Origin of the sequence: Halobacterium sp. MBLA0001 (assembly GCF_049705385.1) — an archaeon.
In the GTDB taxonomy this organism is placed as follows: domain Archaea; phylum Halobacteriota; class Halobacteria; order Halobacteriales; family Halobacteriaceae; genus Halobacterium; species Halobacterium salinarum.
On the sequence record NZ_JBNAMQ010000007.1, the window covers coordinates 1,828,868 to 1,841,369 of the forward strand.

The 12,502-nt window shown below is 70.1% G+C and carries 9 protein-coding genes; 4 read left to right on the forward strand and 5 right to left on the reverse strand.

Annotated features, from left to right (window positions below; all coding sequences use genetic code 11):
• Positions 1-27: 27 nt before the first annotated feature.
• Positions 28-2,076, reverse strand: a complete 2,049-nt coding sequence (locus ACOZ32_RS10905) for a 5'-nucleotidase C-terminal domain-containing protein (protein WP_205250787.1) — start codon at positions 2,074-2,076, stop codon at positions 28-30.
• 149 nt (positions 2,077-2,225) lie between these two features.
• On the opposite strand from ACOZ32_RS10905, the gene ACOZ32_RS10910 reads away from it, so the two are divergent.
• Positions 2,226-3,368: a DUF63 family protein gene (locus ACOZ32_RS10910; protein WP_205250788.1), complete on the forward strand. Its 1,143-nt coding sequence runs from the start codon at positions 2,226-2,228 to the stop codon at positions 3,366-3,368.
• A gap of 10 nt (positions 3,369-3,378) precedes the next feature.
• Here the strand turns inward: ACOZ32_RS10910 and ACOZ32_RS10915 are convergent, their stop codons facing one another.
• The 3 genes from ACOZ32_RS10915 to ACOZ32_RS10925 form a co-directional block, all read right to left on the reverse strand.
• Positions 3,379-5,133, reverse strand: a complete 1,755-nt coding sequence (locus tag ACOZ32_RS10915) for a YcaO-like family protein (protein ID WP_205250789.1) — start codon at positions 5,131-5,133, stop codon at positions 3,379-3,381.
• A 73-nt stretch (positions 5,134-5,206) separates the two neighbouring features.
• The gene (gene tbsP / locus ACOZ32_RS10920; RefSeq protein WP_012289323.1) at positions 5,207-6,025 is read right to left on the reverse strand and encodes a transcriptional regulator TbsP; all 819 of its coding nucleotides are present in this window, start codon (positions 6,023-6,025) and stop codon (positions 5,207-5,209) included.
• A gap of 77 nt (positions 6,026-6,102) precedes the next feature.
• Positions 6,103-7,818, reverse strand: a complete 1,716-nt coding sequence (locus ACOZ32_RS10925) for a CHAT domain-containing protein (RefSeq protein ID WP_205250790.1) — start codon at positions 7,816-7,818, stop codon at positions 6,103-6,105.
• A gap of 113 nt (positions 7,819-7,931) precedes the next feature.
• On the opposite strand from ACOZ32_RS10925, the gene glyA reads away from it, so the two are divergent.
• A complete protein-coding gene (glyA, locus tag ACOZ32_RS10930) occupies positions 7,932-9,179 on the forward strand; it encodes a serine hydroxymethyltransferase (protein ID WP_205250791.1) in 1,248 nt (415 codons plus the stop codon).
• A 172-nt stretch (positions 9,180-9,351) separates the two neighbouring features.
• Entirely contained in the window at positions 9,352-10,245 is an 894-nt protein-coding gene (locus ACOZ32_RS10935) for a bifunctional methylenetetrahydrofolate dehydrogenase/methenyltetrahydrofolate cyclohydrolase (protein ID WP_010903030.1), read from the forward strand.
• A gap of 34 nt (positions 10,246-10,279) precedes the next feature.
• Here ACOZ32_RS10935 and ACOZ32_RS10940 read toward each other — a convergent pair whose 3' ends face one another.
• The gene (locus ACOZ32_RS10940) at positions 10,280-10,984 is read right to left on the reverse strand and encodes a DUF7117 family protein (RefSeq protein WP_205250792.1); all 705 of its coding nucleotides are present in this window, start codon (positions 10,982-10,984) and stop codon (positions 10,280-10,282) included.
• 93 nt (positions 10,985-11,077) lie between these two features.
• Here ACOZ32_RS10940 and ACOZ32_RS10945 point away from each other — a divergent pair, with 93 nt between their 5' ends.
• Positions 11,078-12,376, forward strand: a complete 1,299-nt coding sequence (locus ACOZ32_RS10945; protein ID WP_424335214.1) for an alpha/beta hydrolase family protein — start codon at positions 11,078-11,080, stop codon at positions 12,374-12,376.
• The last annotated feature ends 126 nt before the right edge of the window (positions 12,377-12,502 follow it).

Consider the following 12,502-nt stretch of genomic DNA (forward strand, 5'->3'; position numbering starts at 1 on the left):
AGCGAAAAAACAGACGGCTGTGGGTGGTTATCGGCGACTCGCCAGCAGCGCTGCACCGAACACCGCCAGCACCGCCACGCCGATCCCGAAGCCCGGCACTGGCAGTCCGGTCCCCGCGTCGGTGTCGGCAGGCGGGGTTGTGGTGGTGTCGGTCTCCGCGGTCAGGTCGACGGTCGTCGCGGTCCCGTTCGACGACGCCATGGTCGCCGTCACGTCGGCGTTCACCACGGACGCGTTGAAGTACCCGTACTCGCGGCCGGCAACCGAGTAGTGGCCGTACACGTCGATGTCACCGTCGCCGTCGGCGGCGAGCGTTCTGAGGCTGCTGTCCGGGAACACCACCGAGACGGTGCCGTTGTCGGACACGGTGGTGCGGGTGGCGTTCACCCGCTCGCCGACCGCGTTCAGCGCGTAAAACGCCTGCGTGTCGACGGTCGCGTTGGTCGACGGCATGGCGAACGACACCGCCGCGTCGCCGGCACCGTCGAGGGAGACGGTCCCGGCGTCGGCGGTGGCGTCGACGCGCCGGATGCGGTCGGTGTCGGCCGGCGAAACGGTGCCCTGGGCGTCGATGTAGTCGAACAGCACCGTGCCGTACAGCGTGTACTCCTCGTTCAGCACGGTCGCGTTGGCCACCGAATCCCAGCCGGCCATATACGAGTTCACGGTGACGTTGTAGGTCGCGTTCGGAGCCACCGGCGTCCCGTTGACTGACACGTCCCGGACCAGGCTGTCGGCGTCCGCGTGGGTCGCCCACTCGTAGGTCACGCCGCTCACCTGGAGTTTCGCCTGGGGATCGTACGCGCCGTCGTCGCCCACCGTCTCAACCTGGCTTTCGAGCAGCGCCGTCAGCTCGCTGCCGGTCAGCCGCATGGTGACCAGGTGGTTGTTGAACGGCAGCATGTTGTAGACGTTCCCGGCGGTCACGTTGCCCGGGCCGTACTGGCTGTTCGACCGGATCCCGCCGGCGTTCGTGGCCGCAACGTCAGCGCCGGTTTTCGCGCGGAACGCGTCGGTCACGAGGTTCCCGAGCGCCGTCTCGTCGTGGTAGTTGGACGCGAACCGCGCGTCGAGCGTGGTTTCGGTCCGCCCCGCAACCCGGGCGAGCTCCTCGCCGCGCGCGTCCTCGATGAGCGTGCTCACGGTCTCGTTGTGGGTTGCGTTCTGCGTGTCGATGAGCCGCCCCTCCCAGTCGGTGACCGCGCCGTCGGAGACGGTGAGGTTGAGCTCGCCGAGGTAGTTCGCGCGGGCCTCCCCTTCGCTGATGACGACCCCGTTGGTCTCCGCGGGTGGGTATTTGATCTCGTCGTCGCCGACCAGCACCGCGTCGACGTTCTCGGTCTCGTTTGCGAGCTGCTTTGCGACCGGCACGCCGAAGTGCCCGAGCACGACCACCACGTCGGCGTCCTCCTCGGTCCGCAGTTGGGTGGCGTACTCGCTGCCGGCTGCGGCGTAGTCGCGCAGCTCGTAGCCCTGCTCGGCGAAGTCGACCGCCGTCTTGGGCTTGATCTTCTGGTCGGCGAGGCCGATGACGCCGACCCGCACGCCCTGCTTCTCGACGACCGTGTACGGCTCGGTGCCCGGGATCGGATCGCCGGTCTCGCTGTCGACGATGTTCGCCATCAGCCACGGGAACGTCGAGGCCTCGGAGAAGTTCGCCACGGCCTCGAACCCGAAGTCGAGGTCGTGGTTGCCGATGGCCTCGGCGTCGGGGTCGATGACGTTCAGCGCGTCGACGGGCGTCTGCCACTTCGTGAGCGGCGACAGCGAGTGCGGGCTGACCTCGTCGCCGGCACCGAACACGAACGTCGGGTTGTCGTGGGCGGCCCGGCGCTCGGCGACCAGCGTCGCCAACCGTGGCAGGCTGTCGTTCTCCGCGGCGGCTGTCTGGATGTCGTTGTACGACAGGATCGTCACTGTGGTGTTGTTCGCTTGCGCCGTGGTGGCGTCCGTGGCGACCGGCGGGGCGGTGGTCCCGGTCGCGGCGTCGGTCGACGCCTGGGCTGCGCCCGCCGGCACTACCGCTGCCGACAGCACGCACAGACTCGCCACGAGCAGCGTCATCGCGGTTCGCATGCGTGTTGGGTGTCCCGCACCCGCACATTAAGTGTGATCATTTATCCCCACACATTCCGCGCGATCCCCGAGGACCTATCCGCGGTCGTGCATACGGGACGGCGGTGGAGACCGCAACCGTAAACTCCACCCCGGACACCGGTAGGGACATGACCTTCCCGGACACCACCGCCGAGCGCGCGTGGACGGCGGCCGTCGGCTGTGTCGTCGTTGCACTCGTCGGCGGGGCAGTCGTGTTCCCGGACACTGTCTACGGCGGGTTCGTGTGGCAGTACTTCTGGGGGCCGGTCGTCGCGGACGCACAGGGCGCACACTGCGCCGCCTGGAACGGCGGTGCCGTCGAGTTGCTCGCGACGAAGGGCGCGTGTGCCAGCGCAGGCGGCCCGGTCGCGTACCCCGGGTACACGCTGGTCTCGGAGGTCGGATACGCGGCCACGCTGCTCGGGGCGCTTGTGGGCATACACTTCCTGCTTGAGCGATTGCGCATCGCGGACAGCCTGGCTCTGGTGTACGCGTTGACCCCGTTCGTGTTGCTTGGTGGCGTGGTTCGCGTCGTCGAGGACGCCAACAACGCCGCCGAGCTGTTCGGCACCACCGGCCAGCCGTTCCTCTCGTATCCCGCCAACACGCTCATCATCAGCCCCGTCATCTACGTCGTGATGTTCGCGGTGACGCTCGTGGCGGTCGTGGCCGCCGTCGCCGTCGCCCGCCGGACCGACGCCGTCGAAACGTACCACCGGCCGCTGGCCGGCATCGGGTGTGTGTTGCTGGCCGCGACGCTGCTGGGGCTGGGCGTGCTCGCCGCCAGCCACGACTACATCACGTTCATTCCGGTGTTCACCGTGCTCACGCTGGGCGGTGCGACCGTCATCACGGCGGTCACCTGGGCGGCCGCGCGGCGCTGGCTGCCCAGCGTGACCAGCGGCACCGAAACCGTCGGCGCGGTCGTGCTGTGGGGCCACGCCATCGACGGCGTCGCGAACGTCGTGGGTCTCGACTGGGGCGCTGAACTGGGGTATCCGCGCGGCGACCTGATCTCCAAGCACCCGCTGAACGCGTACATCGTGGACGCAACCAACGCCGTGCTGCCGCAGTCGGTCACCCACCTCATCGGCGACACGTGGCCGTTCATCCTCCTCAAAGTCGTGGCGGTCCTGTTCGTGTTGTCCCTGTTCAACGAGGAGCTCCGGGCGGACGCCCCCCGGTACACCACGCTGATGCTCGTCGCCGTGCTGGCGGTGGGCCTCGGCCCCGGCACCCGAGACATGATCCGGGCCACGTTCGGCATCTAGCCTCACCCGGTCACGGGAACGGATGGAACCGGCGGTCGAGGCGCGGCTCGAATCCGAGCGTCGACGGCACGGTGCGGGCGCGCTCGCCGAAGCACGGCTCGGAGACGAACAGCGGCTGGGCGGCCGGCACCAGCACGCGCACCGCCTCGAAGCCGGCGGCGTCGACATCCCGGGGTGTGAGGCGCGCGCCGTAGGCGTCCAGGCCGGCGTCGGCAACCGCGTCCAGGACGGCCGCGAGCTCCGACGCCGGGTCGGTCGGCGGGTCCGCCGGCCCCACAGTGTCGACGGGCACGGTCGTGTCGGCGTCGATGAACGCCTCGGCCGCGGGCGGTCGGTCGGCGTACGCGCCGATCGCGCCGGACTCCTGGCTGGCCCGCTCGGGCCCCAACGCGCGCAACTCCATCCAGTTCTGGAGGGCTTCGGCGAGCGCGTCGGCGGCCGCCGCCTCGGCGTTGAGGTCGGCCGCCGACCCCACTGCGAACTGCGGCCACGCCTCCCGGTGGACCGCAACAGCGACCACCGGCACGTCGACGTCCTGGGTGCACAGCAGCGGCGTCACGGACAGCGACTCCGCCCGGGCACGCCTGGCCAACGCGGCGAACGCATCGGCCGGCGTATCGTCGTCGGCGGTGTCCGACGGCAGCGGGACTTCAAGCGCCAGCGGCTCGAACGTCGAATACCACGCCAGCATCGTGGCGTCGCGCTCGATCACCTCGTAGAGCCCCGACAGCAGGGCGTCCGCGCCGGCGGTGCCGAGCCCCAGCCCGGTCGTGATGGGATGGCCGCTGTCCGGGTTCGGTGGCGGGAACACCACGCGGGGCGCGGGCAACAGCGCGTCCGTCCCGGTCTGCAAGTGTTCGCCGCGCACCCACTGGGTTGTGTCACCGGCGGCACCCGACGCCGGCCTCACGAACGCCGACGGCGGGACGGCGGCGTCGTGATCCGGCGTGTGCGGTTCGAACTCGCGGGTCCGGTAGACGCCCGCGCTGTACCGTTCGAGCGCCTCCCCCACCGCGCGCATGTACGCGGCGTTCCAGTCCTGATCGACACCGGCGGCCTGCTGGGCCGCCGTGGCGTCGCTGAACCCGGACGTGTCGGCGCCGTGGGCCAGATAATACGGCGTGGGGAACGACTCCCGCTCCCCCACCTGGGAGACGATCCCGACGCGGTCGTCGACGAGGGGGTCGGCCGCCGCCAGCGCGTCCGCAAGCGGCAGCGACGGCCCATCGCGGGGCACCGCCGTGTCCCGATCGGCCGGCGCGCACGCACACCCGGGGACGGGCGCGACCGTGCGCTCGGCGTGTGGCACCTCGACCACTGTGCCCGGTGATGCGGTGCCGCGAAGCGCGTCGACCGCGAGCCGGCCGGCGTGCGCGCCCGCCAGCCGGACAGCCGGCCGGTCAGCGGCCGCGTCATCGGCGCGCGACGGCGCCGCTGCCTCGACGCGCTGGCACAAACACTCGAAACACGGTCCCGCTGGGGAGAGCAGTGCAACACCGGCGTCCACGTCGGCAAGCGGCACGCCGCCGAGCCCGCCGACCTCCACGGTCACCAGGGGCGTGTCGTGCTGTCGTGCGGTCGCCGCCGTCCCGCGAACCCCCGCAGCGCCCGCGACGCCCACGACCACACCGAGGTCCGCGCCCGCAACCCCGTCGGTGATGGCCGCAGCACAATCGGCGAGCGCACTCTCAACGGCCCCGACCGCCGGCCCAGCACCGACCACGGCCACCACCGGGCCGTCGTCGACACCACCGCGATCAGTCATCCGTCCAGGCCTCTGTTGGCATGCCTGCTGGGAGACGCGGCGACGCCAAAACAATAGGGATTGCGCGAGCCGGCTACGCCAGCATCGACTCCGCGACGTTCGCGAACTCGGGGGCCGGCGCGTCTTCGAGGCGGTCGTCGGCGAGCTTCAGCCGCAGCCGGGGTCGCCCGACGTCGATCGGGACTTTCTCGGTGTCGACCAGGCCGAGATCCTCGAGTTTGGTCTTCGTCCGCGAGAACGTTGCCTTCGACGCGATCCCCACGTCCTCGCCCCACTTGCTGATGTCGTAGAGGAGCTCGCGGTTCTTCGCGGCGACCAGCAGGCTGATCGTGACCTCGTCCAGGCCCTCGCCGTCGCCGCGCGCCGTCTCAAGCGACGCGAGCACGTCGTCGAAGTCGTCGCCGACATCGGCGTTGATGTCGTCGCCCAGCGTCTCCCGGACGCGGTCGATCGCGGGCGTGCGGAGCGCGAACTCGTCGGCGGCCGCCCAGTCGGTGTTTGCGGCATCGTACGCCGTCTCGGCGAGGTCGTCGTCGTCGGTGGCCAGCCCGCCAACGAAGCGCCCGGTTTCGAGCAACGCGATGGCGCGCTCCTCGGTGACGAGCATCGGCGATCGGTTCTCGACGTCGACCGTGCGAAGCGCCAGCGACCCGTCTTCGACGAGGTTCGCGGCGGTGCTCGCCACGATGAAGTCGTCCATGACGTCTTTGAGCGTCCGTTCGTCGGCGAGTACGCGCAGCGTCGGCAGTGGGGTGTCGTAGTCGTTTGCGGCCTCGACGAGCGCCTCGACGGCGTGACGGCTCGGATCCACGACGTAGAGCTCGTCGGGGTCGTCACCGAACACTCCCTCCAGGGTGTCGGCGACAGTTGTACCAAGAAGATTTGCTGTCATCTCTACCCACCGGTATGGTGTGTGGCTATTTAATTTTATCGGACGCATGCGGTGGAAAACGCGGTTTTTCGGATGGTTCAGTCGAAGTCCCCGCAATTCTGTTGGGCAGGACGGACGACCGCCGCAGCCTCGTCGGCCCAGTAGAACTGTCCGTCGAGCACGACCGGGGCGTCCACCCGTGGCAGCGTCCTGGCTAGCTCGGTTGCGGACGCGGTGAACGTCACCTGGTTGCCGCCGAGCCGCCGGTTCCCACCGGCCAACAGCGGTGTCGGCGTGCCGCCGCCGTGATTCGCCATAGAGTGATCCGTCCACGCCACCCGGTACTGATCGCCACCGTCGACCGCGTCGACGTGTGCAACGCCGGTCTCGCGGTCGTCAGTCACCGCAAGCGTCTGCGTCCCATCCCCGACCACGGCGTAGTCTTTGCCCATGCGGATCCGGCGCCGTGCCAGTCGGAGCGCCAACGCGATCGGGAACCCAGCCAGCAGCAGCCGGGCGAACGCCGTGCCGACTTTCGCGGCCTGGGCGTCGAGGACCTTCCGCAGCGTGACCGCACCGGCGACACTCCCTCCCTCCACGAGCGCCAATCCCTCGTGGAACGACCCGCACGCGTTCAGGAAAAACGTCTCGACGTTGAGCGCCGGCAGATCCGCGACCGACACGTGGCCGTCGGCACACCGCAGCCCGTCGACCGCGCAGTGGCCGATGTAGTGGACGAACTCGTGGTGGGTGGTGAGCACCTCTGTCAGCTCGGTGCGCGTGAGCCGCTCGTGGAGCGTGACGTCGATCGGGAGGTCCCCGGCGCGCGACTCGTAGATGTCCGCGACTGCGTCGTGCTCGCCGGCCATGTCGCGGTCGTTGAGCACGACCGCCACGGAGATCGCGTCCCGGTCGGCGTCGCGCTGGTATTCGTCGTGGTTGCGGTACGATGCCGGATGTGATTTGAACGCGTCCACGGGGATCCCGTCGGCCAGCCACCCCTGCATGCGACCCGGGCGGTCGACCGGATCGACCATCTCGACGCTCGCCACCGGCCCCGGTGCGCCCCGGTAGAAGTCATCCAGCGACCGCGAAACGAGTTCCTGGCGCTCCAGGCTGGCCGTTTCCGGCGGGAACACCAACGCCAGCCGGTCCAGTAGGTACGGCAGCGTCGTCGCGTGCTCGTAGGTGGGCGCAACGTGCATCCCGAGATGCCAGTCCGGAACCCGGTCGGCGACACGCTCGAAGGGGGTCTCCAGGTACGCGGCGAGCCGGCCGGCCGGCGACGCCGCAGCCAGCCGGGCCGGGTCCAGATCGAGGTCGTCCAGCAACGCCGTCTCGGTCGCGCTCGGGCCGTCAGTGGTCGCCTCCCGAACCAGGCAGTCGAGCCAGAACACCCGCGAAAGCACCGCTGGCACGGCAGTCGGCGGGTCATCCAGCGGCCACACGACACCGTGGTCGGGGGCGCGCAACACCGGGTCGGCGTCCGGCGCGACGGTCACGGTCGCGCCGAGGTAGAACGCCAGCGGCGCGGTCACGAACACCGACCGCAGCGACGACGGCAGGCGCACCTCGATACCGGTCGCTGGGGTTGCGTTCGCGACTGCGTCGGGAATCGAGTAGGTGTCGCCGAACGCGACGGCCGGCGGTCGCTGCCGGTTTGACTGCAGGCTTCGTGCCGGCCCCATGGTCTCGTGGGCGGCCCCAGCGTGCGTGATGCTCGCCGCAACGCCCGCGATCGACCGCGGGACGGTGATGGTGTCGGGTGCCGACTCGGTCACGCGCCGACCGCCCGGCGACTGCCGCTTGGTCACGTACCAGCCCGGTTCGACGCCATCGCATATATTTCTATCGTGGCACAAACAGGACGCCACTGCGTGCGCGCGTGCTCGGTAGACTTATGGCCCGTGCGCCACCCCCTGAGAGTATGGCTTACGACGAGGTTCGGGAGGTCGACCCGGAGGTCGCCGACGCGCTCACCGGCGAGCGCCACCGGCAAAACGACACGCTCGCGATGATCGCCAGCGAGAACCACGTCAGCGAGGCGGTCATGGAAGCCCAATCCAGCGAGCTCACGAACAAGTACGCCGAGGGGTATCCGGGGTCGCGATACTACGGCGGCTGCGAGTACGCCGACGACGTCGAGGAGCTCGCCGTCGCGCGCGCCAAGGAGCTGTTCGGGGCCGATCACGTGAACGTCCAGCCCCACAGTGGGTCGTCGGCGAACATGGGCGTCTACTTCGCCACGCTTGCGCCCGGCGACAAGATCCTCTCGCTGGATCTCACCCACGGCGGCCACCTGAGCCACGGCCACCCCGCGAACTTCGCGGGCCAGCTCTACGAGGTCGAGCAGTACGAGGTCGACGCCGAGACGGGGCGCCTCGACTACGAGGCGCTGCGCGAGCACGCCGACGCGTTCGAGCCGGACATGATCGTCTCCGGGTTCTCGGCGTACCCCCGGGAGGTCGAGTGGGAGCGCATCCAGGCGGCCGCCGACGCCGTCGGCGCGCTGCACACGGCCGACATCGCGCACATCACGGGCCTGGTGGCGGCGGGCGAACACGCCTCCCCGGTCGGCGTCGCGGATTTCGTCACCGGATCGACGCACAAAACCATCCGGGCGGGCCGCGGCGGGATCGTGATGTGCGACGAGGCGTTCGCCGACGACATCGATTCGGCGGTGTTCCCGGGCGCGCAGGGCGGCCCCCTGATGCACAACATCGCCGGGAAGGCCGTGGGGTTCAACGAGGCGCTCGACCCGGCGTTCGAGGAGTACGCCGCGCAGGTCGTGGGGAACGCCGCCGTTCTCGGCGAGCGCCTCCAGGAGCACGGCTTCTCGCTGGTCTCCGGGGGCACCGACACACATCTGGTGCTCGTCGACCTCCGCGAGTCACACCCCGACATCTCCGGCGGGGACGTGGAGGGCGAACTGGAGGACGTCGGCATCGTACTGAACGCGAACACGGTGCCCGACGAGACGCGGTCGGCGTTCGACCCCTCCGGGATCCGCATCGGCACGCCGGCGCTGACGACCCGCGGCTTCGACGCCGACGCGATGGAGACGGTTGCGGACTGCATCGCGCGCGTCATCGACAACCTCGGCGACGAGTCGGTGTACGCCGATGTCGCCGACACCGTTGCGGACCTCTGCGAGCGGTACCCGCAGTACGAGTGACCTGACTGCGGGCGCTGTTCTCGCCACGTACGCTGCGAGCCGGCGACCGCCGACGCGAATCTGATGCACGCCCCACCCGGATAATGCATGTTTGTGGATACAAGTAATCTGGAAAACACCAGTTTATGCATACACCGCCATATTCAAGGGCGGCCGCCGCGGACGGAGACGCATGACCGAGATCATCGACGGCGACGCCGTCGCCGCGCAACTGCGCGCGGACCTCACCGGGGCCGTCGAGACACTCGAAACCGCGGGTGTCACGCCACGGCTGGCGACCGTACTGATGAACGACAAGCAGGCCAGCGAGACGTACGTCTCGATGAAACAACAGGACTGCGAGGAGGTCGGGATCGCCGCCGAGGACGTCCGCATCGACCCCGAAGCGTCCGCCGACACGCTGTTCGACACCGTCGCCGAGTTGAACGCCCGGGAAGACGTCCACGGCATCCTCGTCCAGGACCCGACGCCCGATCACGTCCCGGACGAGCGCGTGCTCTCCGCGGTCGACCCCGCGAAGGACGTCGACGGCTTCCACCCGGAGAACGTCGGGAAGCTGGTCGGCGGCACCCCGCGCTTCAAGCCCTGTACGCCCCACGGCGTGCAGAAGCTCCTCGCACACCAGGGCGTTGACCCCGACGGCGCGGAGGTCGTTGTCGTCGGCCGGTCGAACATCGTCGGGAAGCCGCTGGCGAACCTCCTCGCACAGAAGGCCGCCGGCGGCAACGCCACCGTGACGATCTGCCACAGCCACACCGACGACCTCGCCGCGCACACCCGGCGAGCTGACGTCGTGGTCGCGGCCTGCGGGGTTCCCGAGCTGATCGACGGCGACATGCTCTCCGGAGACCCGGTCGTCATCGACGTTGGCATCAACCGCGTCGACGCGGACACCGAGAAGGGCTACGAACTCGTCGGCGACGTGGACTACGACTCGGCGGAGGCGGCCGCCAGCGCCATCACACCGGTCCCTGGCGGCGTCGGCCCGATGACGCGGGCGATGTTGCTGTACAACACCCTGGCGGCCGCCAGCGAGCAGACCGGCGTTGCGGTCGCGCTCCCCTGACCGCCAGCGGCCGCGACCGGACTGTTCTCGGTTGTCACCCCAGCGCGTTCAATCGTGTCCGGGCGCGCTCGATCCCCGCCTCGTCGCCGCGGAGCGCGTCCCCGATCGCCCGCACCGCCGCCACGAGGCGGGCGCTGTCCTGGGGGTCCACCTCGCCGTCGAGGGCGTCCACTCGACGACCGTGCTCTCGCGCGCGCTCCAGGAGGTCGCGCTCGGGCATCGGCACGTCGCCACCGCAGTACGCCCGAACGTCCGCCCGATAGGCGTCGACGGCCGCCGCAGCCGCCAGCCCCCGAGGCCCCCGCAGCGACGCCGGCACCGCGGCAGGTGTGGGCCGCTCACCGTCGGCAGCCCCGTGCAGCAACGCAACCACGTGGCGCTGTTCGTCGTCGCTGATCGCGTGTTGGCCCGCGAGCACCACCCCGACGCGCCACAGCTCCGCGGCGGCGAGGTAGGTGTCGTCGAGGTCCAGGAGGGTGCCGCCGGAGACGAACCCGCGGGACCGACAGTACTCGCGGCACGCCTCCGTCGCGGGTTCGAGGGCGTCGAGCACGTCCTCGGAGCCCGCACGCTGGGCCGCGGTCAGGTCGAGGGCGTCGGCGGTATCGGTGTGCGTCTCGCGCTCGCCGACGCCGACGCTCCGGCGGCTCCCGCAGCTCGGGCACTCGACGCTCCCGGTCTCGAAATACGACCAGCGCGTCCCACACGACTTACACTCGCGCTCGCCGCGCACGTCCATACTCCGGCGTTGGCCGGGTGGCGGGATAACTCCGGTGGCTCGGCGTCTGACAGACCACCGACCTATTTCCCGCGGCGTCGGGAACCCCGGCATATGCCATCACGTGACCCCGAAGCGACGGCCACTGAGTTCGCCGACCGATTCACGGCCAAAGACGCGGCCACCGCCACCGAGGCCGCCGCACTGCTCTCCGAGACCGGACGCGAGGCGGTCCTCGACGCGTTCTCAGCGGGCCTCCAGTTCGGCGAACTGGACGCCGAAGACGCCCTCGAAGAGTTCCGGTACGGGCTGTACGGCCAGTACGGCGAATCTGCGGGCGTCGGCGACGTGACCACCGATGGTGCCGAGGTATCGGTCGAACTGGCGTTCGCCGATGGCAGCCAGCGCCTCGACCTGCGCGTCGCCGACGGCGAGGTCGCCGACTTCGCGCTCCCCAGCGAGTACGAACCGCCGGCATACGCCGAGGCCGACGCCTTCACCGAGCGCGGCGTGACCGTCGACGCCGGCGACGTGGCCCTCGACGGCACGCTCGCAGTTCCCGACGGCGACGGTCCGTTCGCCGGCGTGGTGCTCGTCCACGGGGCCGGAATCCACGATCCCGACGGGACGGCCGGCGAGTCGAAGCTTCTGCAGGACTTCGCGTGGGGGCTGGCGACCGAGGGTATCGCGGCCCTCCGGTACGAGAAGCGCCTACACGACCACGACGTGGCCCCTGAGGAGCACACGCTCGACACTGTCGTCGTTGACGACGCGGTCGCCGCCCTCGACGAACTCGCGAGCGCCGACACGGTCGACGAGGACGCGCTGTTCGTCGCGGGCCACAGTCAGGGCGGGCTGGCCGCGCCCCGAATCGCCGACAGACACGGGGGCGTCGCGGGTGTCGTGTCCCTCGATGGCCCGAGTGGGACGGAGCCCGACCCCGACGACGTCAGGCCCCTCCGGTACTTCCTCGAACCGGACGGCGACCTCGACGAGGACCAGGAAGCGCTCCTGGCCCAGCAGCAGGAGACCGCCCAGCGACTGGTCGACCGCGACTACGAGCCCGACGAGGTGCTCAGAGACAAGCCGGGTCGGTGGTGGGACAGCGTGCTGGACTACGACCCGGGCGCGCTCGCCGAGTCCATCGACGCGCCGGTGTTCGCGCTGAAGACCGGGCGCGCCGACCCAGAGGCGCAGCCCGAACTCGTCGAGATGCACCGGGAGCTGCTGGCCGACTGGCGCGACCTGGACCTCGGGGAGGCGGGCCGCGTCGCGTTCTACGACGGCCTCGGGCACTACTTCCAGACGGGGCACGAGCCGTCCACGATGACACACCTCCAGTTCGCGGACAACGTCGCCGAACACGCCGTGCGTGACGTGGCGGAGTGGGTCCGGGGCGTCGCCGACACCTGACCCCACCGACGCGATCACCACGTCGAACCGGCACGCCTCACGGGAGTGCGGTCTGACAAACCGAGTCTGTCCCATCGCCGGACTTATGCTGACATCGGGGGAGCAGACTACCACGATGCCGAGTTA